This window comes from Caulobacter sp. NIBR2454, from assembly GCF_027474405.1.
Classification (GTDB): Bacteria; Pseudomonadota; Alphaproteobacteria; order Caulobacterales; family Caulobacteraceae; genus Caulobacter.
Genome location: NZ_CP114871.1, coordinates 3,063,228 through 3,084,670, shown reverse-complemented (window position 1 = coordinate 3,084,670; position 21,443 = coordinate 3,063,228). Strand labels below are relative to the sequence as shown.

General features: G+C 66.9%; 21 protein-coding genes. 7 read left to right on the top strand and 14 right to left on the bottom strand.

The features are described from left to right. Positions 1-7: 7 nt before the first annotated feature. A complete protein-coding gene (locus tag O5K31_RS15045; RefSeq protein WP_269714557.1) occupies positions 8-1,231 on the bottom strand; it encodes an acyltransferase family protein in 1,224 nt (407 codons plus the stop codon). Positions 1,232-1,382: 151 nt separating this feature from the next. On the opposite strand from O5K31_RS15045, the gene O5K31_RS15040 reads away from it, so the two are divergent. Further along, entirely contained in the window at positions 1,383-3,830 is a 2,448-nt protein-coding gene (locus O5K31_RS15040; RefSeq protein WP_269714556.1) for a zinc-dependent metalloprotease, read from the top strand. On the opposite strand, the gene O5K31_RS15035 is transcribed toward O5K31_RS15040, so the two are convergent. The 5 genes from O5K31_RS15035 to O5K31_RS15015 all read right to left on the bottom strand — a co-directional run bounded on the left by O5K31_RS15035 (position 3,827) and on the right by O5K31_RS15015 (position 7,344). Then, positions 3,827-4,261, bottom strand: coding sequence for a YybH family protein (locus O5K31_RS15035; protein ID WP_269714555.1), 435 nt, complete (start codon positions 4,259-4,261; stop codon positions 3,827-3,829). The genes O5K31_RS15040 and O5K31_RS15035 overlap by 4 nt on opposite strands. Before the next feature lie 59 nt (positions 4,262-4,320). Further along, entirely contained in the window at positions 4,321-5,253 is a 933-nt protein-coding gene (locus O5K31_RS15030; RefSeq protein ID WP_269714554.1) for a bifunctional riboflavin kinase/FAD synthetase, read from the bottom strand. Continuing rightward, the gene (locus tag O5K31_RS15025) at positions 5,254-5,676 is read right to left on the bottom strand and encodes a MaoC family dehydratase (protein WP_269714553.1); all 423 of its coding nucleotides are present in this window, start codon (positions 5,674-5,676) and stop codon (positions 5,254-5,256) included. 67 nt (positions 5,677-5,743) lie between these two features. Then, the gene (locus O5K31_RS15020) at positions 5,744-6,613 is read right to left on the bottom strand and encodes a TIGR01459 family HAD-type hydrolase (protein WP_269717071.1); all 870 of its coding nucleotides are present in this window, start codon (positions 6,611-6,613) and stop codon (positions 5,744-5,746) included. Positions 6,614-6,645: 32 nt separating this feature from the next. After that, positions 6,646-7,344, bottom strand: a complete 699-nt coding sequence (locus tag O5K31_RS15015) for a 2OG-Fe(II) oxygenase (protein ID WP_269714552.1) — start codon at positions 7,342-7,344, stop codon at positions 6,646-6,648. Positions 7,345-7,652: 308 nt separating this feature from the next. On the opposite strand from O5K31_RS15015, the gene O5K31_RS15010 reads away from it, so the two are divergent. Next, a complete protein-coding gene (locus O5K31_RS15010; RefSeq protein WP_269714551.1) occupies positions 7,653-9,236 on the top strand; it encodes an amidohydrolase in 1,584 nt (527 codons plus the stop codon). Between the two features lie 128 nt (positions 9,237-9,364). Here the strand turns inward: O5K31_RS15010 and tipF are convergent, their stop codons facing one another. From tipF to O5K31_RS14990, 4 genes are all read right to left on the bottom strand, one after another. Continuing rightward, a complete protein-coding gene (gene tipF, locus O5K31_RS15005; protein ID WP_269714550.1) occupies positions 9,365-10,627 on the bottom strand; it encodes a flagella assembly cyclic-di-GMP phosphodiesterase TipF in 1,263 nt (420 codons plus the stop codon). An 81-nt stretch (positions 10,628-10,708) separates the two neighbouring features. Beyond that, positions 10,709-11,059 (bottom strand): MmcQ/YjbR family DNA-binding protein, encoded by a 351-nt coding sequence (locus O5K31_RS15000; protein WP_269714549.1) that lies wholly within the window; start codon positions 11,057-11,059, stop codon positions 10,709-10,711. Between the two features lie 2 nt (positions 11,060-11,061). Next, positions 11,062-12,834 carry a gamma-glutamyltransferase gene (ggt, locus tag O5K31_RS14995; RefSeq protein ID WP_269714548.1) on the bottom strand — a complete coding sequence of 591 codons (1,773 nt, stop codon included), beginning with the start codon at positions 12,832-12,834 and terminating at the stop codon, positions 11,062-11,064. 175 nt (positions 12,835-13,009) lie between these two features. Continuing rightward, positions 13,010-13,840 (bottom strand): aldo/keto reductase, encoded by an 831-nt coding sequence (locus O5K31_RS14990; RefSeq protein ID WP_269714547.1) that lies wholly within the window; start codon positions 13,838-13,840, stop codon positions 13,010-13,012. An 82-nt stretch (positions 13,841-13,922) separates the two neighbouring features. On the opposite strand from O5K31_RS14990, the gene O5K31_RS14985 reads away from it, so the two are divergent. Next, positions 13,923-14,774 (top strand): NAD-dependent epimerase/dehydratase family protein, encoded by an 852-nt coding sequence (locus O5K31_RS14985; RefSeq protein ID WP_269714546.1) that lies wholly within the window; start codon positions 13,923-13,925, stop codon positions 14,772-14,774. A 65-nt stretch (positions 14,775-14,839) separates the two neighbouring features. Here the strand turns inward: O5K31_RS14985 and O5K31_RS14980 are convergent, their stop codons facing one another. Then, a complete protein-coding gene (locus O5K31_RS14980; RefSeq protein ID WP_269714545.1) occupies positions 14,840-15,376 on the bottom strand; it encodes a carboxymuconolactone decarboxylase family protein in 537 nt (178 codons plus the stop codon). A 100-nt stretch (positions 15,377-15,476) separates the two neighbouring features. Continuing rightward, complete coding sequence (locus O5K31_RS14975; RefSeq protein WP_269714544.1) at positions 15,477-16,031, bottom strand: peroxiredoxin; 555 nt, start codon at positions 16,029-16,031, stop codon at positions 15,477-15,479. A gap of 124 nt (positions 16,032-16,155) precedes the next feature. Here O5K31_RS14975 and O5K31_RS14970 point away from each other — a divergent pair, with 124 nt between their 5' ends. Both O5K31_RS14970 and O5K31_RS14965 read left to right on the top strand, forming a co-directional pair. Continuing rightward, entirely contained in the window at positions 16,156-17,058 is a 903-nt protein-coding gene (locus O5K31_RS14970; protein ID WP_269714543.1) for a hydrogen peroxide-inducible genes activator, read from the top strand. A gap of 56 nt (positions 17,059-17,114) precedes the next feature. After that, positions 17,115-17,609: a hypothetical protein gene (locus O5K31_RS14965; protein WP_269714542.1), complete on the top strand. Its 495-nt coding sequence runs from the start codon at positions 17,115-17,117 to the stop codon at positions 17,607-17,609. Positions 17,610-17,710: 101 nt separating this feature from the next. Here the strand turns inward: O5K31_RS14965 and O5K31_RS14960 are convergent, their stop codons facing one another. Further along, positions 17,711-18,196: a YbjN domain-containing protein gene (locus O5K31_RS14960; RefSeq protein ID WP_269714541.1), complete on the bottom strand. Its 486-nt coding sequence runs from the start codon at positions 18,194-18,196 to the stop codon at positions 17,711-17,713. Between the two features lie 260 nt (positions 18,197-18,456). Between O5K31_RS14960 and O5K31_RS14955 the strand changes: the two genes are divergently transcribed. Both O5K31_RS14955 and O5K31_RS14950 read left to right on the top strand, forming a co-directional pair. After that, complete coding sequence (locus O5K31_RS14955; protein WP_269714540.1) at positions 18,457-19,005, top strand: PadR family transcriptional regulator; 549 nt, start codon at positions 18,457-18,459, stop codon at positions 19,003-19,005. Beyond that, positions 19,005-19,289, top strand: coding sequence for a DUF2218 domain-containing protein (locus O5K31_RS14950; protein ID WP_269714539.1), 285 nt, complete (start codon positions 19,005-19,007; stop codon positions 19,287-19,289). Before O5K31_RS14955 ends, O5K31_RS14950 begins: the two co-directional genes overlap by 1 nt. 4 nt (positions 19,290-19,293) lie before the next feature. Here the strand turns inward: O5K31_RS14950 and O5K31_RS14945 are convergent, their stop codons facing one another. After that, positions 19,294-21,384 carry a prolyl oligopeptidase family serine peptidase gene (locus O5K31_RS14945; protein ID WP_269714538.1) on the bottom strand — a complete coding sequence of 697 codons (2,091 nt, stop codon included), beginning with the start codon at positions 21,382-21,384 and terminating at the stop codon, positions 19,294-19,296. Positions 21,385-21,443: the final 59 nt, after the last annotated feature.

The window sequence follows — 21,443 nt, the reverse complement described above, 5'->3', positions numbered from 1 at the left end:
GCCGTCGTCAGACGGCTTCGCCGCTGCGGGGAGCGGAGGGGGCGGTGATCGGCGATCCCGGCGCGCGCGCGGCCTCAGCGGGCGGCGTCACGCCGGGCGCGTAATTCGCGGAATGGACCGAAGGAAGGTCATCGGCGGCTGATACCAGAGAAGGGGCGGGGGCGTCACCCGTCTTGCGGGGAAACAACGGCAGACCGGATATCCATGCGCGCATCGGCCGCTCGAACGCGAACAGCGAGACATAGGCGACGATCATCAGCAGGGGCGCCGAAAGGGCGATCCAGACGTCATGGCCGATCCCCGTCCGCCGGGGCAGCTGCTGGACGAAGAACAGCAGGAAGAAGGCGTGCCACATGTAGAGCGAGTAGGTCAGCTGACCCAGCGGCGCCAGGCGGCGGGTCAGGCCGTCGACCTTGCCCCGCAGGTCCGCCGCCAGGGCCGTGGCCGCGCAGGCATAGACCACCAGCACCAGGATCGCCTTGGGGACCCGAAAGTACATGCCGAGGATATAGGCCAGGGTCGTGGCGGCCAGCAGCAGCTTGGGCGCGGGCAGCAGGCGCAGCTTGTCGCGAATGGCGTAGAGGCCCAGTCCGATCATGAAGGCGGGCAGGGCGCGCATGACGCCCCAGTCGAAGGTCCACTCCCACCAGGGCCGGTTGATCGGCCCGGCCCGGCCGACGGCGTAGAGGAAGACCAGCACCAGGGCGGCGGCCAGGAACAGGCTCCAGGCGCGGCGATAGAGGATGAGGAAGGCCGGCAGGGCCACGTACATCATCATCTCGGCCCCGATGGACCAGCTGGGGAAGTTGAACCTCAGGCCGCCGCAGTTTGGGATGGCGTGCAGGAACAGGGCCGTGGGCGCCAGGCAGCCGATATCCAGCTTGGCGAAGCGGCCCGGCATCAGCCAGGCCTGCAGCGGCAGGAAGGCCAGCAGGGTCAGCCAGTGCAAGGGCGCCAGCCGCGCCACCCGCTTTTGCAGGAAGCGGCCATAGTCGGCCGGGGTCTTCAGCCGCCCGGCATAGGCGTGGGCGATGACGATGCCCGAGACCACGAAGAACAGATCGACCAGAAGGTTCAGCGGCCCCGACCGCTTGATCATGTCCTCGCCCAGGTCCGGCAGGCGCAGTTCGCCCATCAGATGGAAGAAGACGATCCCGGCCGCCGCCAGGAACCGCAGGGCGTCGAGGTGCAGAAACTCGTCGCTCTCGGTCTGGAGCCGGGGCAGGCGCAAGAAAAGGGGCCGGAACGCAACCATGCGCGGTTATTGGGCGACGCCTGTCGATCGAGCAAGAGGCGGCGTTCATCGCGGCGACCGCTGCTATGTCTCGACGGTCGCCGAAACTGCCCCTATCCCTTTCGCTTCAAGTTCCGGGGGGAGTTCCATGGGCAAGCGTATGTTGATGGCGGCCGTGGCCGCGACGGCTCTTATGGCGGCGGCGCCGCAACTGGCGCAGGCGCAGGCGGCCAAGCCCGCCGCTGCTTCCAGCGTCGAGCGCAAGGAGGGCCTGCTGCCCGTCCTGGTGGACGCCGCGCAGGGCAAGGTGATGTTGTCACTGCCCAAGCCCGGCAAGGACGGGATCGCCGGCCGCTACATCTACATGCCCGCGCTGAAGACCGGCCTGGGCTCGGCGCCGATCGGCCTGGACAAGGCGGCGGCGGGCGAGGGGCGGCTGCTGGTCTTCCGCCGCATCGGCGGCAAGGTCGTGGTCGAGTACGAGAACCCTAAGTTCCGCGCCGAGGGGGCCGGGCCTGACGAACAGGCCGCCGCCCGCGACAGCTTCGCCTATTCCACCGTCTGGGCCGGCAAGATCGAGCGCGAGGAGGCCGACGGCCGCCTGGTGGTGGACATCTCCAGCTTCCTGACCCGCGACGTCATGGGCATCGCCGACTCCCTGAAGCGGGGCGGCGAGGGCGGCTTCAAGCAGGTGGCGGACCTGTCGCTGGCCGACGCGGCGGCGACCAAGGTGTTCCCCGACAATATCGAGATGGAGGCGCGGCTGACCTTCGCCTCCGAAACGCCGGGGCCGGAGGTGCGCAACATCGCGCCCGACTCCAAGCTGATCACCCTGGCGGTGCGCCATTCGCTGATCAAACTGCCGGAGCCGGGGTTCGAGGTCCGCGCCTTCGACCAGCGCTCGGGCGCGTTCGGCAACATCGTCAACGACTACGCCGCCCCGCTGGGCGACCCCATCGTGCAGCGGCTGGTGTCGCGCTTCCGCCTGGAGAAGACCGATCCGGCGGCGCCCAAGTCGCGGGTGAAGAAGCCCATCGTCTTCTACGTGGACCGCGCCGCGCCGGAACCGATCCGCACCGCCCTGCAGGAAGGCGCGGCCTGGTGGGCCAAGGCGTTCGAGGACGCCGGCTATATCGACGCCTATCGCGTGGAGATCCTGCCCGAGGGCGCCGACCCGCTGGACGTTCGCTACAACGTCATCAACTGGACCAACCGGGCGACGCGCGGCTGGTCCTACGGCCAGGCGATCGCCGATCCGCGCACGGGCGAGATCATCAAGGGCTCGGTCCTGCTCGGCTCGCTGCGGGTGCGCCAGGACATGATGATCTTCGAGGCCCTGGTGGGCGCCGACAAGGTCGGGACCGGCACGCCGAACGATCCGGTGGTGGCGTCCCTGGCCCGCATGCGCCAGCTGTCTGCGCACGAGGTGGGCCACGCCCTGGGCTTCGCGCACAACTTCGCCGCCAGCACCCAGGGCCGCGAGTCGGTCATGGACTATCCCGCCCCGCGCCTGAGCGTGGCCAATGGCCAGATCGACCTGTCGGACGCCTATGGCGTCGGCGTCGGGGCCTGGGACAAGTTCATCGTCGATTGGCTGTATGGCGACAAGGCGAGCGCCGACGCCAAGGCCGCGGCGGCGGGCAAGCTGCGCTACACTACGGACGCGGACGCCCGCTCGGGTACGTTCGGCCAGCCCTGGGGCAGCCTGTGGGATGATGGTTCGGACCCTGCGGCGGAACTGGTCCGCATGATGGGCGTGCGCAAGGTCGCGGTGGAGACCTATGGCCTGAAGGCCCTGCATCCGGGCGAGGGCGCCAACGAGCTGCGCCGCAAGTTCGTGCCGGTCTATCTGCTGCATCGCTATCAGGCCGAGGCGGCGGTGAAGCTGATCGGCGGGCTGGACTTCGCCTATTCGGTGAAGGGCGACGGGCATGAAGCGGCCGCCGTGGTTCCGGCCACGCACCAGCGCGCGGCGCTGGACGCGCTGATGACCACTCTGGAGGCCGCCAACCTGGACGTGCCGGAGGCGGTGCTGCCTTACCTATCCTCGGGCAATTCCGGCGACAGCGACCGCCAGCACGAGATCGAGGTGTTCCGCACCATGGGCGGGCCTGTGTTCGACCCGCTGGTGGCGGCCGATGTGGCGGCGGGGATGACCCTGAGCAACCTGCTGGACCCGACGCGCCTCAACCGCGTGGCCGACCAGCATCGCCGCGACCCGGCCAATGTGGGCGTGGACGAGCTGACCCGCCGCATCCTGGCCAGCGCCTTCGACGGCTCGGTCCCCGCCGGCCGTCTGGCCGACGTGCGTCGCCGGGTGCAGGCGCGGACGGTGTTCGCCCTGGCCGCAGCTAAGGACGATCCGAACGTGTCGCCGACCGCCGCCTCGATCCTCGCCGCGCGGCTGGACGACCTGGCCAAGCGGCTGGGGTCGGCCAAGGGGGCGGACGCCGAGAGCGTGCATGCGCGCTGGCTGGCCGGTCTGCTCAACGACCGTGACAAGCTTGCGCCCTTGTTGGCCCAGGAACGCCGCATCCCCGCCACGCCGCCTGGCATGCCGATCGGCGGCGAGACGGACTGGTTCGGGGACTTCTAGGGCTCCAGGTCGAGGGCGGCCTTGCCGCTGCCGTCCATGTAAAAAGGTGTCGAGACGTGCTCGTGGTGGATTCGCCACGAGCCATCGATCTTGCGCAGGCCCAGAGTCATTCGCGTCCAGACGCTGGGTCGCTCGCCGTCCGTCTTGAGCCCGAAGATGCGCAGAAAGCCGTAGGCGAGGGCCAGATGGTCGCTCCTGTCCACGGCGAGGTCGCGGACCTCATAGCCGATGGCGCCTTCCCAAGTGCCGAACCACGCGGTCAGGCCTTCGCGCGCGCCCTCGACATCTCCCGTCATGGCCAGGGGCGGGGCCAGATCATAGCTGACGACCTGACCGGCGTAGGTCGCGAGGGCGCGGTCGGCGTCCTTGTCGCGGATGGCCTGCGAGCGGGCTTCGATCAGGGCGCGGATGTCGGCTTCGTCGGGGCTCATGGGGCGTCCTCCTTGGGGCTGTTGCCCGAAGGACGCACGGCGGCCGATCAGTCCGACAATCAGGCCCCCAGAATCTTCCGCGCCTGGGCTTCATCCCGGCGGATCTGCTCGACCATGACCTCGATGGAGCTGAACTTTTCCTCGGGACGGAGGAAGGCGATCAGCTGGGTCTCAAGGTTCTGGCCGTAGAGATCCTCGTCGAAGTCGAACAGCCAGGTCTCCAGCCGCGTCTCGACCTCGCCGGTGGTGGGGTTGTTGCCCAGGTTGGCGACCCCCGGAACCACGCGGCCGTCGGGCAGGCGGGTGCGGGTGGCGTAGACGCCCAGCCTGGGGACCACGTAGTCCTCCAGCGCCACATTGGCTGTGGGGAAGCCAAGCTGCCGGCCCAGCTGGCGGCCGCGACGCACGATGCCCTCGATGGCGAAGGGCTGACCCAGGATGTGGGCGGCTTCTTCGGGGTGGCCTGACCGCAGTGCTTCGCGCACGCCGGTGGAGGAGAACTTGCCGCTCTCTTCGCCCACGGCTTCCTCGACTGAAACCGAGAAGCCAAGCTCGTCGCCATAGGCGCGCATCAGGTCGGCGCTGCCGGTGCGGCCACGGCCAAAGGAGATGTCGAAGCCTACGGCCACGTGGCGTACGCCCAGGCCCTGCTTCAGAACCTTCTCGGCGAAGTCGCGGTCGGTCAGGCTGGCCATCTCGAAATCGAAGGGCAGCAGGTAGAGCCGCCGCACGCCCAGGGCCTCAAGGGCGCGGGCCTGCTGGTCGTGGCTCATCAGCTTGAAGGCCGGCTCGTTGGGCCGGAACAGGCGGCGTGGATGCGGGTCGAAGGTGATGACGCCGAGCGGGGCGTCGAGCCGCCTGGCCGCCTCGGCCGCCGCGCCGATGACGTGCTGGTGGCCCTGGTGGACGCCGTCGAAGTTGCCCAGGGCTACGGACGCGCCGCGATCCTCGGGACCCAGGTCCTTCCAGCTATGGATGATGCGAAGGGTCAATCAGGCGCTCCGGCGGGGGACCATGACCACGGCCTCGCCGTCGACCACGGCCTTGCCGTTCACGGTGCAGACGGTGGCGAAGGTGACGCGGGCCTTGGCCTCGTCGATGGCGGTGATCTCGACACGGGTCACCACCTCCGCGCCGATCTTCACCGGGCGTTTGAAGGACATGGACTGCGAGATGTAGATCGCGCCGGGCCCGGGCAGGTTGGTCCCTATGGCGGCCGAGATATAGGCGCCCGACAGCATGCCGTGGGCGATCCGCTCGCCGAAGGACGTACCCGCCGCGAACTCGGCGTCCAGATGGACCGGATTGGTGTCGCCGCTGACCGCTGCGAACTTCTGGATGACGTCCTCGGTGACCAGGTTGGTGGTCTGCGCGGACATGCCGACGCTCAGGTCTTCCAGGAAATGGCTCTTCACCCGCGCTCTCCTCGCCGTTCCGGCATTCTTATGTTGCGGCGCCGTTGTACCCCGTGCGGGGGCGATGTCACCAGACGAGGTCGCCCATGGCGAAGGCGGCGGTGGTCCCCTCTGCGGCCAGCAGGGCTTCGACCGCGGGGGCGTGCAGGCGGCCGTCGGGACCCATGGCCTTCAGGCCGTGGATGCCTTTGGCGATGAACAGGCAGTCCAGCTTTTGATTTTCGGCGCCCAGGACGTCGGTGATGACGCCGTCGCCGATGCACAGCACGCGGCTGCGGTCGGCCGGGCGGCCCAGCAGGCGTTCGGCCTCTGTTAGCGCAAGGTCGTAGATCGGGGCGTAGGGCTTGCCGGCCATCAGCACCTGGCCGCCCAGGGTCTCGTAAAGATCGGCGAGGGCGCCGGCGCAGTAGATCAGCTTGTCGCCGCGTTGCACCACGCGGTCGGGATTGGCGCAGATCAGGGGCAGCTTGCGGTCGGCCGCGACCTGCAGGCGCTCGCGGTAGTCCTCCGGCGTTTCGGTCTCGTCGTCATAGAGGCCGGTCATGGAGATGAAGGCGGCGTCCTCCGCATCCGCGAAGGCCAGACCCAGGCCATCATAGAGCGGGCCGTCGCGCACGGGGCCGACGGTCCAGACCGGGCCGGGAGCGCGTTCGGCCAGCAGGGCGCGGGTGGCGTCGCCGGAGGTGACGAAGGCGGCCCACGACTCCTGCGGCACCTTCAGTTGCTCAAGCTGGGACAGCACATCGCTGGCCGGGCGGGGCGCGTTGGAGATCAGCACCACGGGACCGACCTCGGCGTTCCAGCGGGCCAGGGCGGCGCAGGCCTCGGGGAAGCTTTCGCGCCCGTTGTGGATCACGCCCCAGACGTCGCACAGCAAGACGTCGTAGCGATCTTTGAGTTCGGACAGGCCGGCGGGGAGCAGGGGAGCAGGGCGCATGCCCCGGCGGTAGCGGGGATCAGGCGTTCCGGTCAACTCGCATCATGGAAGATGACGCCCATGGTGCGCCGCCGGCCGCTGCGGATTTCGCTGACGCCGTGGCGCAACATGCGGCGGTGGACGCCACGCGTTCCCTCCGCCGGACGTTCACGCACGGCGAAGATCACGCTCTCGCCCTTGAACAGGGGTACGACCTGGGGCGCGGACTGCTGGCGGGGGCGCTGCTCGACCAGGACGAACTCGCCGCCCTCGAAATCCACGCCCGGCTCGTCCAGCAGGAAGGCGGCCTGCAAGGGAAAGACGTGCTCTCCATAAAGGTCCTGGTGCAGGCAGTTATAGTCGCCCGGACCGTAGGTGAGCAGCAGCGGCGTGGGGCGAAGCTGCCCGCCGTCGCGGCAGCGGGCCAGCATCTCGTCCAGGGTCGGCGGGAAGCGGCGGTCCTCCGACAGGCGCTCGGCCCAGCGGTTGGCGATGGCCGACAGGTGCGGATAGAGCCCGGCGCGCAGGATCTGGACCGTATGGGGCAGGGGGTAGCTGAAATACTTGTACTCACCCCGGCCAAAGCCGTGCCGAGCCATGACCACCCGGCTGCGAAAGCCGGCGTCCTGTGGGTAGAGGCCGGCCAGGGCGGCGCAATCGGCGTCGTCGAGGACGCGGCCGGTCAGAGCCCAGCCGCGGGCGTCCAGTTCGGCGGCGATGCGCGGCCAGTCGAGGGTGTCGGGAGCGATCATCGGGCGGGTATGGCCGGTTCTGACGAGTTGAGCATTCCGAACCTTGCGATGTGCTCCAGTCTCGCCTCCCTAGGCCTTGTGCCTAGGGTCCCTGTGTCCGCTCGTTCAGCGCCTGAATTACAAGCTCCGAGGCGGCTGATGCAGGGACCCTCGCCACAAGGGCGAGGGAGGCGGCGATAAAAGCTCCAAACGATGCGAGTGTCCTTGCCAGGCTTGGCCCCGCCATGCCCCCATGCGCTGGGGAACAGGCGCTGTACGACGTCTAACTCCTGGGGGGCGCTACGCCCGTTGAGCATGGATCACGACCGATGATGAAACGGGCTATGCCCGGCGCGCTTGTCGCGCTGCTGATGACCACCACCGCCTATGCGGCGCCGTTGCCGACATTGAAGAAGGAAGCCGTCGCCGGCGTCGAGGCCCGGGCCAAGCTGGCCCAGCAGATGAACGATTCGATCTTCAGCTTCGGGGAGCTGGGCTTTCAGGAGGTCGAGACCTCCAAATACATCACCGGCGTGTTGGAGAAGAACGGCTTCACCATCCAGCGCGGGACCTCGGGCCTGCCCACCGGCTGGGTCGCCACCTGGACCAACAAGACCGGCGGGCCGGTCATCGCCCTGGGCTCGGACATCGACGGCATTCCCAAGTCCTCGCAGACGCCGGGCGTCCCGTATCGCAAGCCGCTGGTGGAGGGCGCGCCGGGGCACGGCGAGGGCCACAACTCCGGTCAGGCCGTGAACGTGGTCGCCGCCCTGGCGGTCAAGGAACTGATGGAGCGCGACGGCATCGCCGGCACCCTGATGCTGTGGCCGGGCGTCGCCGAGGAGCTGGTGGCCAGCAAGGCCTACATGGTCCGCGACGGCGTGTTCAAAAACGTGGATGCGGTGATCTTCACCCACGTGGGCGACAACCTGCAGACCACCTGGGGCAAGGCCTCGGGCACCGGTCTGGTGTCGATCCAGTACACCTTCAAGGGTGAGACCGCCCACTCGGCGGGCAAGCCGTGGCAGGGCAAGTCGGCCCTGGACGCGGTGTCGCTGATGAACGCCGGCTGGGAGTTCCGCCGCGAGCACATCCGCCCGGAGCAGCGGTCGCACTATGTGATCACCGACGGCGGCGACCAGCCCAACGTCGTGCCCGAGCGCGCGACCGTCTGGTATTATTTCCGCGAGCAGGACTTCAAGAAGATCGCCGACCTCAAGGCCATGGGCGACAAGATCGCCGACGGCGCGGCGATGATGACCGACACCACGGTGACCCAGCGCGTGGTCGGCTATGCGGCCCCGCGCCACTTCTCCAAGCCGATCGCCGAGGCCGCCTACGCCAACATCCAGGCGGTGGGCCTGCCCAAGTGGGACGCTGACGATCAGGCTTTCGCCAAGGCGGTGCAGGCCAATGTCGGCGCCGACAAGACCGCGGGCCTGGATACCGAGCTGAAGAAGCTGGAGCCTCCGCTGGAAGAACCCCGCAGCGGCGGGTCGGATGACATCGGCGACGTGTCGTGGGCCGTGCCGACCATCACGGTGAACTATCCGTCCAACATCCCGGGCCTGCCGGGTCACAACTGGCGCAACGGCATCTCCATGGCCACGCCCATCGCCCACAAGGGCGTGGTGGCCGGCTCAAAGGTGGTGGCGATGACGACCCTGGACCTGCTGATGAAGCCGGAGCTGCGCAAGGCGGCCAAGGACTACTTCACCAACGTCCAGACCAAGAACGAGAAATACGCCCCACTGATCGGCGACGCCAAACCGCCGGTCGAGTTGAACACCGGGATCATGGCCCAGTACCGGGAGCAGATGCGCCCGTTCTATTACGACGAGACTAAAGGCCAGACCTATCTGGAACAGCTCGGCGTCAAGTGGCCGACGCTCGACAAGGGTCCGGCGAAATAAGGTGCAGGCGGGGTGGGGTTTTCCCTGCCCCGCTCTTCCCGGCGAAGGCCGGGACCCAGATTCATCCGATGAGCCAGCAGTGCTTCACCTGGGTCCCGGCCTTCGCCGGGATGAGCGGATTTTAGAGTTTAGCGCCCCACCCGGCGGCGCAGGGCTTCGCGGAAGAACTGGGACGGGGCTTCGGCCTCGGCCAGGACCGCGTCGCGCACCACCCGGGGCTCGCCGAACAGGTTGCCCTGGCCGTAGCCGATGTCGAGGTCGAGCAGGTCGACGATCTGACGTTCGCTCTCCACCTTCTCGACGATGACCTCCAGACCATAGCGGCGGGTCAGCGCGGCGAAGTCGGCGGCGTGCAGGTCGGGTAGGGAGGCGAGCACGAGGCGGCCGCCTTCCTCCTCCAGCTGGTCGAGCAGCATCTGGGCCCCGACCTTGATGAACTTCACGTCGGCGCGGGCCAGGTCCTGGAAGTCGAGATCCAGGTCGCTGACCTTGTCGATGCTGAAGCGGAAGCCGAGCGCGGCGAGACGGGCCATGTGGCGGGCCTCGACCGGACCGCGCTGGTCAAAGGCGATCTGGCCCAGTTCAAAGATCAGCGAGCCGGACAGGTCGCGGTTGGCCGACATAAATTCGAGGAACTGCGAGAAGAACGCCTCGTCGCCCAGGCTGTTGAGCGAGATGTTGCAGAAGATGCCGACCTTGCGGTCGTTGCGCGCTAGGCGGCGAACCACCTGCACGCAGCGGAACAGCAGCAAGTTGTCGATGGCGGCGACCAGACCCTCGGGCTCCGCGACGGCCAGATACTCTGCCGGCATCATCACGCGATTGCCCTCGTCCCGAAGGCGCGAGAAGCTCTCGTAGAAGACCATCTTGCGCTGCGGCAGGCCGACGATGGGCTGCAGGTAGAGGTCGACGCGGTTCTCGGCCAGGGCGTCGCGGACGGTGTCGAGCAGGGCGACCGACTGTTGCGAGCGCGGGCGGCTGGTGTCGTAGCGAACGGCCGCGACTTCCTGCGACAGCTGGGTCTCCAGCTTGTCGCTCATGCGCTGGACCACGTCTTCCAGCATGTGGACTTCGCTGGTCAGCTCTTCCGAGCGGCGCAGGGCGTCGTCGGTGACGGTCTCGACCACCTCGGTCAGCCGGGCGTCGATGCGCTCGACCTGGGTCAGCAGGATGGAGTGGGCTTCGCGGAGGGCGTCGACCTCGCCTTCCAGCTGGGCGGCTTCGATCATCCGGCCGATCAGGCCGTGGAAGGCCAGACACAGGCCAAGGCCGCCGACGAAGGCCGAAACGCCCGCACCCCAGCCACCGCCATTACGCCAAATCGTAAGGGCGACGATCAGGGACAGACAAAGATAGGCGCCGATCAACAGCGCCAGGGTCAGCTTCCGCATTATCCCGCCAAGGAATCGCCTGTGCGAATCAACCAGCAGTATCGGCTGGTTAGAGAGTCGGCGGCAAACGGATAACGCCTTTCAAGCTTTGCCGTTCGCTGCGTCATAGGCGCTCACCACGGCCTTGGGTGCGACCTTGCGCCAGCGGCGCTCCAGCAGGCCAAGCAGCACCGCCGGTTCCACCGGTCCGATACGGACCAGCACCATGCGGTAGTTCCGGAAGTGGTCGGTGAAGTGGAAGATGTCCGGCTCGGCCTCGATCAGCATGTCGCGCTCGTCGAAATCCACCTCCTGGACCACGATGCTGTCGTCTTCCTCGCGCAGGCGGGTGAAGAACTTTCCCTTCAGCTTGTAGGACGCCATGCCCCAGGAGGTCCCCGGCTCGACGCCGGGGAGGCTCATGACCAGGGCATGGAATTCGTCCCGCGTCATGGTCAGTAGGCTAGCGCCACGCCGTCCTTGCGCATCTCGGTGGCGGCGGCGTAGCGGCCGGGCCACTGCTCGATGGCCTGATAGCCGCCATAGCCCCCGCGATCGGGTTCGAGCTTCCAGCCGAGCGCGGCCAGGGCCTTTTGTGTCGCCTGCGGGACGCCCGTCTCCAGATTGAGGACGCCGACGCCTTCCTGCGGCGCGCCGGTGGGTTCGGACGAGCCGCCATGGTGCCAGCGGGGCGCGTCGCCGGCTTCCTGCACCCCCAGTCCGAAGTCGACCATGTTGCTGATGATCTGGGCCTGGCCCTGGGGCTGCATGTCGCCGCCCATGACGCCGAAGGACAGCCAGGGCTGGTCGCCCTTGGTGGCGAAGCCCGGGATGATGGTCTGGAAGGGACGCTTGCCGGGGGCGTAGATGTTGGGGTGGCCGTCGGTCAGGGCGAACAGTTCGCCCCGGTCCTGGAACATGAAGCCCAGGCCGTCGGGCACCAGGCCCGAACCCATGCCGCGATAGTTGGACTGGATGATCGAAACCATCATCCCGTCCTTGTCGGCGGTGGTGAAATAGGTGGTGTCGCCCTTGCTCGGCGCCTGGCCCGGATAGACGGGGGTGAGGATCTTGTCGGGGCGGATCAGCTTGGCGCGCTGGGCGGCGTAGTCCTTGGAGATCAGCCACTCGATGGGGGATTTGTAGAAGTCCTGATCGGCGTAGTAGCGGGCGCGGTCCTCATAGGCGAGGCGCTTGGCTTCAACGGCATGGTGGATGGCGGCCGCCGACTGGAAGCCCATCGACTTGATGTCGAAGGTCTCCATGATGTTCAGGAGCTGCAGGGTCGCAAGGCCCTGGGTGTTGTCGGCCAGGGCGTAGACGTCCACGCCGCGGTAGCCGCTCTTGTAGACATTGGTCCAGACCGCCTTGTGATTGGTCAGGTCGGCCTTGGTCATCCAGCCGCCGATGCGCTTGAAGTAGCGCTCGATGGTCTCGGCGATCTCGCCCTCGTAGAAGGCGCGGCCGCCGCCCTGGGCGATCAGGCGGTAGGTGCGGGCCAGGTCGGGGTTCTTGAAGACTTCGCCCTCGACAGGCGTCTTGCCGGTGGGCGCCCAGACCTTGAGGAAGTTCTCGTGCTCCTCGATCTGCGAGGCCGGGTTGGTGAACCGCTTCTGGCTGCCGGCCAGGTAGAAGGCGACGTTCTGTGTGATGGGGAAGCCTTGCTCCCCATAGTGGATGGCGTCCTCGAACAGGTCGGCCCACTTCAGCTTGCCATAGCGCTCGTGCATGGCGCGCCAGGCGTCCACCGCGCCGGGGACGCTGACCGTGACCGCGCCCCACGAGGGCAACAGGCCGTTCTTGGCGCGGCTGCGCACTGTCGCCAGCGACAGACCCTTGGGCGAGCGGCCGGAGCTGTTCAGGCCCATGACCTTTTTCGCCTTGGGGTCCCACAGCATGACGTAACAGTCGCCGCCGATGCCGCAGGCGATAGGCTCCATAAGGCCAAGGCAGGCGTTGGCGGCGATGGCCGCGTCCACGGCCGAACCGCCCTTCTTGAGGACGCTGATCGCCGCCTGGGTGGCCAGGGGGTGGGCGGTGGCCGCCGCGCCATTCAAGCCCCAGGCCGCCGAGCGCGAGGCGAAGTTGGCGCCGTCCACTCGGTCGCCCGAATGCACGTCCGGGCGCTGGCGGTTGGGGTTATCGCCACTGAGCAGTTGCGACTGGGCCAGGGCCGGGGCGGCCACGGCGGCGGCCGGCAGGGCGGCGAGGAAGGAACGGCGACGCATCAAGAACCCCCAGATACAGCGAAGGCGGCGAAGCTAGGCCCGCCGCCTTCCCGTGTCACCTGCGTTGCGTCCTTCGAGACGCCGACTTTCGCCGGCTCCTCAGGATGACGAATTCAGAGGCAAACCACCGTCGTCATGCTGAGGAGCACGAAGTGCGTCTCGAAGCACGCAAGGACTATTCAGCGTCCCATTTGAACGCCGGGTCCAGCCAGTCGCCCAGTCGGCCCTTGGGATTGGCCAGAGCATGAATTTTGGCCATCTCGTCGGCGGTCAGTTCGAAATCGAAAATGTCGAAGTTCTCGCGGGCGCGGCTTTCCTTCTGAGTGCGGGGAATGGCGACGACGCCGTCCTGCTGCACCAGCCAGCGCAGCGTGACTTGGCCGGCGGTCTTGCCGTGGGCTTTAGCGACTTCATTGATCACCGCATCGTCGGCGATCTTGCCCTGGGCCAGGGGCGACCAGGCGGTGAGCGAGGCGCCGATGTCCTTCGTCGCGGCCAGCAGGGCCTTCTGCGACAGGTAGGGGTGATACTCGACCTGGTTGGTGGCGATGGGCGCGGCGGCCAGGGCGGCGGCCTTTTTCAGCTGGTCGGACGGGAAGTTGGACAGGCCGATAGCGCGGGTCCAGCCCCGGGCCTGCACCTCATTGAGGGCTTCCATCGTCTCTTCGATGGCGGGGGTCGCCTTGGGCCAGTGGAGCAGCAGCAGGTCGACCTGTTCGACACCCAGGCGCTCCAGGCTTTCCTCGACGGAGGCTTGCAGGTCGCCCTGGGCGAAGCGTTCGATCCACACCTTGGTGGTCAGGAAGACGTCGCCCCGCGCGACGCCTGAAGCCTTGATGCCGGCCCCGACCTCACGTTCGTTCTTGTAGATCTGGGCGGTGTCGATGTGGCGGTAGCCGATTTCGAGGGCCGCCTCGGTCATGCGGCGGGCGGTGTCGCCCTCAAGTTGCCAGGTGCCAAAGCCAAGGACCGGCATGGCGACCTCGCCGGATTTCACGTTATGCATGGGGGACTCCAGAAGAACGGGTCAAGCCCATCTATGCCGTCGAGGCCGCTTCCACCAGCGGCGGGGACGCGTATTAGGAGCCATGAGCGCGCTTTCGTCCCCGATTCTCGTCCTCGGCGCGACCAGCCTGATCGGCGACTTCCTGATCGAGCGGCTGGCGGCCGGCGGGCACGACTATTACGGCCTGAGCCGCGAGGCGCCGGTGGACGACGTGCGCATGATCCGGGGCGATCTTTCCGAGGACGATCTGGCGCAACGTCTGCCACCGACGGCCACGGTGTTCAGCCTGTCGCCCATCTGGCTGCTGCCCAAGGCGCTGCCGGCCCTTAAGGCGGCGGGCATGAAGCGTCTGGTCGCGTTCTCGTCCACCAGCCGGTTCACCAAGGCGGCCTCCGCCAACGCCGAGGAGCGCGAGGTGGCCCAGGCCCTGGCCGACGCCGAGGCGGCGACCATCGCTTTCTGTCAGGCCAACAAGGTGGCGTGGACCATCCTGCGCCCCACCTTGATCTATGCCGAAGGGCGCGACCGCAATGTCAGCCGTCTGGCCGGCCTGATCCGCAGGCTGGGCTTCCTGCCGTTGTCGGGCCAGGGCGGCGGACTGCGCCAGCCGGTGCATGCGGCGGACCTCGCGCAGGGGGCGATCGACGCGGCCGCCAGCGCAAAGGCCAAGAATCGCGCCTATGACCTGACCGGCGGCGAGACACTGAGCTATCGGGCGATGGCAGGGCGAGTGTTCGAGGGGCTGGGTCGGCGTCCATTGATCGTCAGCCTGCCGCCGGCCCTGTGGCGGATCGGCCTGACCCTGGCCTCGCCGATCATGCCGGGAGTCACCGCCGGCATGGGCGAGCGCATGGAGGCGGACCTGACCTTCGAAAGCGGCGACGCCGCGCGTGACTTCGGCTGGGCGCCGCGCGACTTTCATCCAAGGTTCTGAACGCAGAAACGCCGCCCGGCGGACCGGACGGCGTTTCCTTGCAATCTCTCCTTGGGGAGAGGTTGTTACGAGGCCAGGGCGGCTTCGGCGGCGACCACGCGGCTGACCGCGTTGACCACGGCGGCGATGCGCAGGGCGGTCTGGATCGTCAGGGCCGCGACGCTGTGCTTCTTCAGCTCGGCCTCGTGGCTGTCCAGGCACATGCCGCAGCCGTTGATGGCGGAGACCGCCGTCGACCACAGCTCGAAGTCCACCTTCTCGACGCCCGGATTGGCCAGGATGTTCATCCGCAGCTTGGCCGGGATCGTGCGGTATTCGTGGTTCGAGAGCAGGTGCAGCGACCGGTAGTAGACGTTGTTCATGCCCATGATCGCCGAGGCGGCCTTGGCGGCGGTCTTGGCTTCGGGCGACAGGCCGGCCGCGTCGGCGGCGGCTTCGATCGCCTTGACCACGGCGGGCACGCCGATGGCGTGGGCCGAGGCGACGAAGGTCCCCCACTTCTGCTGATCGGTCAGCACCGTCTCGCTGGCGAGCGAGGACAGGTTCAGGCTGAGATCCTTGGCGTAGGCGGGCAGGATATCGCGCAGCGCGTCGAGGGACATCGTCGGCTCCTTAAACGGGTCTTGTTGTTCTTACGAAAAAGGGGGGGGAGGAAGCGCCCGTTGGCTGGGGAGAGAACGGGCGCTTCCTGTCTGGCGGGGTTTAGGCCGCCAGGGTCTCGCCGCCCACCGCACGGTTGCAGGGGCAGAGTTCGTCGGTCTGCAGAGCGTCGAGGACGCGCAGGGTGTCAGCCGGGTTGCGGCCCACGTTCAGGTTGGTCACGTAGACGTGCTGGATGGTGTTGTCGGGATCGACGACGAAGGTGGCGCGCAGGGCGACGCCTTCTTCTTCGTTCAGGACGCCGAGAGCGCGGGCGAACTTGCCGCCGTTGTCGGCGAACTGCCAGATCGGCAGGCTCTTCAGATCCGGGTGTTCACGGCGCCAGCCGAGCTTGGAGTGCTCGTTGTCGGTCGAGCCGCCGAGGACGACGGTGTCGCGGTCTTCGAAGTCACGGCCGAGCTTGGCGAATTCGACGATCTCGGTCGGGCACACGAAGGTGAAGTCCTTCGGGTAGAAGAAGATGACCTTCCACTTGCCTTCGAACGAGGTCTGATCGATCGCCTGGAACGCGCTTTCGCCGTTCTCTTCGTGGCTGTTAAACTTCGGCTTAACGCCAACGATCTTGAAGTCGGGAAGGGTTTCGCCAACGCCCAGCATGGGTATCTCCTGGTTGGAAAGATTTGGCGGCGGGAGCCGCGCGGGCTCTTGATAGGCTGATGGCCTCTAGAAGAACAATCGATTGTTTTTGTCCTGTCGATAAATTCAATCTATATAACCTTCCATGCTCCCGACCCTTCGCCAACTGCAGTATCTGACCCTCCTGGCCGAGCACGGCTCGTTCAGCCGCGCCGCGGAAGCGGCCCATGTGACCCAGCCGACCCTGTCGGCGGGCGTGCAGGAGCTGGAGAAGATTTTGGGCGCGCCGGTGGTCGATCGCGCGCGCTCCGGCGTGCTGCTGACAGCGGCCGGCGAGGAGGCGCTGCGCCGGGCCAAGACCATCCTGGCGCAGTCGGAGGACCTGGTTCAGGCCGCGCGCGGGGCCGGCCAGCCGTTATGCGGGCGGTTTCGCCTGGGGGTGATCCCGACGGTCGCGCCATTCCTGTTGCCGCGCGCCCTGCCGCATCTGCGGGCGGCCTATCCGAAGCTGAAGCTGTTCCTGCGCGAGGACCTGACCAACCGGCTGATCGCCAGCCTGAAGGCGGGCTCGCTGGATGCGGCCCTGATCGCCCTGCCCTACGACATGACGGGGCTGGACTGGGCGCATGTGGAGGATGACGAGCTGCTGGCCGCCGTGCCGGCCAACCATCCGCTGACCACGCAAAAGCGCGTGGACCTCAGCTCCATCGACGCATCGGACCTGATCTTGCTGGAAGACGGCCACTGTCTGCGCGACCACGCCCTGGCCGCCTGCGGCATCCAGCTGTCGCGCAATGGCGGGGATGAGGATGGGGAGGGGTTCGCCGCCACTTCCTTGCCGACCCTGGTGCAGATGGTGGGCTCAGGCCTGGGCGTGTCCTTCCTGCCGGCCATGGCGGTGGAGGCGGGGCTGGTGGACCACGCCCCGGTGACCATCCGGCCGCTGATGGCCGATCACCCCAGCCGCGAGATCGTTATCGCCTGGAGAACAGGCTCCAGCCGCTCGGTCGAAGGGCGTTTGCTGGCGGAAGCGTTCAAGTCGCGCTGATCCTGGAACAGTTAGGGTCGTAAAAGCGCTACGGCCAAGTTCAGGAGACCGCCGCCATGAAGACCGCCCTAACCCTGACCCTCGCCGCCGTGATGCTGTCCGGTTGCGTCGGCATGTCCCGCAGTTCGACCGTCGCCCCGCTGGCGGCGGACTGGAAGAGCGGAGGCCGGGTCGATCAGGTCATCCTGGCCAAGGAAGGCGAGTTCAAGATCACGCCGGAGTTCGACCAGATCTTCGAGAGTCGGGTGAAGGGCAAGCTGGCGGAATGCGCCACCGGGACCCGTCCTCTACGGCTGGAGGCCAAGCTCACCCGCCTGGATAAGGCCAATCCTGTGATCACCACCCTGATCATGGGCGCCAACGTCATGCGCGGCGAGGCCAAGCTGGTGGACGTGGCCACCGGCCAGACCGTCGGCCAGTACCAGATCGGCCAGACCGTGGTCGGCGGTCGCATGGCCATCGTCAAGATGGGCGAGGCCGAAGAGCAGATGTCCGACGCGTTCGGCGAGGAGCTCTGCAAGCAGGCCTTCAAGGCCGAACCGGCGAAGTAGCCGCTCATCCCAGCGAAGGCCGGCGACGCCTAAGCCGGTGGCCGTGGCGATCTAGGAGGCCGTATTCCACTCCATCTCGAAACAAACGCACCACGGTCCTGTCATTTTCCACCCACGGAAAGTGTGAACTGGTTATTGTAGTAGTTGAAGGCGACCAGATTGCGGATGAACAACTCCTCCGATATCCCAACCTTATCGAATATAAGATAAGAATAGGTCGTTGCTCTTTTCCCGTCCTCGGACATCAGAACGTGGGTGGGCTGTTCCTGAGCGTTGAAGGTATTTGCAGTCTTCTGGCAATCCGAGACTGAATCTGAACAGTCCCAAATGCCCACGAATTCTGTCGTCGTGCAGGACGCATTGTTCGTGCAGTCCGTCATGATGATCAGTATGTTGTTTCCGTCCGACGCAGTCTCAATGAGCGGCGTTCCGTCGTCGGCCTTACCCAGTTTCGCTTTGTAGCCGGCATTGTGAAGCGCCTGAACTAGAGTTTCTGGGTTCAGCGAGGTGACATTCGCAGCGTTGGCCAGCCCCGCTGCGGTCAAAGCGAAGGCAAAGGCTGAATAAGCTAACAGGCGGCGGGGCATCAAAAATTCCTAAGCTTCTAAGGCGGGTCTCTACCCGTGATTGAACTCAGGATTGCATTGAGAGAGGGCGCGCCGCAACAGCATAGCTTGTGGCATTTGGTACTGCTTCAAGCTTGGGCAGACCACTCAAGGAGATCGTCATTCGGCGGGCTGAACCTGGATCTCGGGCTTCGCCGACGTGAGCGGGTTGGGGTGGCTCTATTGCATTAGATACAAGTTAGATATATCTAAAAATCAGTTATATCGAAAATGGATCGAAAATGTTCGGAAGACACAACCATCATCACCACGGCCGCCACCCCTTTGGCTTTCATGGCCACGGCCACCAGCATCACCGTCGGGGCGGACGCGTCGGCCGGTTCTTTGATCACGGCGACCTGCGCCTGGTGGTCCTGAAGCTGATCGCCGAAAAGCCAAGCCACGGCTACGAGCTGATCAAGGCGGTCGAAGAGGCCGCGGGCGGCGCCTACACGCCCAGCCCCGGCGTCATCTACCCGACCCTGACCCTGCTGGAGGAGCTTGGCTACGCCACGGCGGCGGACGCCGGCGGGGGCAAGAAGCTGTTCTCGATCACGCCTGAGGGCCTGGCCTTCCTGGAGCAGAACGACGCCCCGGTGCGCGGTCTGTTCGAGCGGATGGCCGATGTGGCTTCGCGCAGCGCGGCCTTCTCGCCGCAAATCCTGCGGGCCCGCGAGAACCTGAAGACGGCCATGAAGCTGAAACTGACGGGCGAGCGCCTGTCGGACGAGCAGATCGCCACGGTGGTCGCCGCGCTCGATGAAGCCGCCCGCAAGGTGGAGCAGGCCTGATGGAGAGCAACGCCACGGTCGCGACCGAGAACGGCTCGAAGTACCTGACCCAGCTATGCAAGCACTGGTCGCACAAGTTCGAGGTCAGCTTTGACGCGGTGCTCGGCCGCATCGTTCTGCCGCTTGGGGTCTGCACCCTGACGGCCACGCCGGCGGCGCTGTCCGTCCGGCTTGAGGCCGCCGAAGGGGCTGACCTCAGCCGTTTCGAGGACGTGGTCGCCGAGCACGTCAACCGCTTCGCCCATCGGGAAGGCGCGCTGACCTTCCCGTGGGTTCGAAGCTAGAGCCTCAATCCATCAGCTGACGCGACAGATAGACGTAGTGCATGGCCCACCGCTTGGCGTTGGCCTTGGGATCGGCGCCGTTGGCGTGACCACCGTCGGTGTTCTCGTAATAGAGGTAAGGCGCGCCGAGATCCTTCATCCGCGCCGCGAACTTGCGGGCATGGCCGGGGTGGACGCGGTCGTCCTTGGTCGAGGTGGTGATGTAGGCCAGGGGGTATTTCACGCCCGGTTTCAGGTTCTGGTAGGCCGAGTACTTGGCGATATAGGCGGCCTCTTCCGGCTTGGTCGGATCGCCGTACTCGCCGATCCACGACGCGCCGGCCGGCAGCAGGTGGTAGCGCAACATGTCCAGCAGCGGGCTTTCCACGACCACGGCGTTGTACAGGTCCGGGCGCTGGGTCATGGCCACGCCCATCAGCAGGCCGCCGTTGGAGCGGCCGTAGATGCCCAGGTGGCGGGGCGTGGTCACCTTGCGGGCGATCAGGTCCTCGGCCACGGCGTAATAGTCGTCGAAGGCGCGCTGGCGGTTGGGCTTCAGGGCGGCTTCGTGCCAGGCGGGGCCGAACTCGCCGCCGCCGCGGATGTTGGCGACCACATAGACGCCGCCGCGCTCCAGCCACAGCTTGCCGACCACCGGCTCATAGACCGGCAGCTTGGACAGCTGGAAGCCGCCGTAGGCGTGCAGGATGGTGGGGGCCAAGCCGTCGAACTTCAGACCCTTCTGGCGCACGATGAAGTAGGGGACCTTGGTCCCGTCCTTGGACGTGGCCTCATGCTGCTCGACCACCAGGTCGGCGGATGCGAAGCGCGCGGGCGAGGTCTTTACGGTCTCGGCGGCGCCGGTGGCGGCGTCGGCCAGCTTCAGCTCGGTGGGGACCGTGAAGCTCTCGGCCGAATAGAAGACCGCGTCATCCACGTCGGAAGCGGCGACCAGGGAGACCGAGGCGTTCTCCGGCGCGGGCAGGGTCTTGGTCATCCAGCCATGGCCAGCGTGCTTCTCGAACGCCATCACCCGGCCACGCACGTTGTCATAGGTGGCGGCCACGACGCGGTTCTTGGTCACCCCCACCTGGTCGATGGACTGGCGCGGGTTGGGCTGGAACAGCAGGGCCGGAGCCTCGCCGCCCTTGCCGGTCAGGAAGGCCGGGGTGGCGGCGATCAGCGCGCCGGCTGAGAAGGCCTTGCCGCCCGGAGCGGTCCACGCCTGTTCCAGGGTGATGATCAGCTCGCCGTTGACGAAGCCCTGGATGCTGGCGCGGGTGGGCAGCGACATGCGCGCCGAGCCGGCGTCGGTCAGCAGGCTGTATTCGGTGTTGAAGAAGTCGGTGGCGCGGTTCAGCACCACGATCTTGTTCCCGGCGGCGTCCTTCATCACCCGCGCGCTGGCGCTGACGTCCTTGGTCACGCCGCGGAAAATCTCCTTGGCGTCGGCCAGGGTCTGACCACGCTTGAGGGTCTTGACCACCATGCCGTATCCGCTCTCGGTCAGGCTGCCCGCACCCCAGTCGCGGGACAGGATCAGGGTGTCGTCGTCGAGCCAGGAGACCGTCTGCTTGCCTTCCGGCAGCTTGAAGCCGTCGGCGACGAAGGTCTTGGTCGCCATGTCGAATTCGCGGATCTGCACGGCGTCCTTGCCGCCGTTGGACAGGCGAACCAGGCAGCGGTCATAGCGCGGGCCGCGGCAGTCGGCGCCTTTCCAGATCCAGTTGGCGCCCTCGGCCTTGGCCAGGGCGTCCAGGTCGATCACCGTCTCCCACTGCGGATTGGCGGTCTTGAAGCTGGCCCGGGTGGTCTTGCGCCAGACGCCGCGCACGTGGGTGGCATCCTGCCAGAAGTTGAACACCGCCTCGCCCTCGAACTGGGGCGTGGGAATGCGGTCGGTGGCCGACAGGATTTTCAGCGCGGCGTCATGCAGCGGCTGGTAGCGCGCATCGCCGGTCAGGACGGGTAGGGTCTTGGCGTTCTCGGCGTTGACCCATTCCAGGGAGCGTGAGGATTCGACCTCCTCGAGCCACTGGTTGGGATCGACCGCCTGGGCGCTGGCCCCCGAAGCGATGACGAGGGCGATGGCGGCGGCGCCGAAGGCTCGAAACATGGATGGCCCATTCCGTATACGAAAGAGGCCGGCACCTTATCCGCCTGATGCGTCGCCGC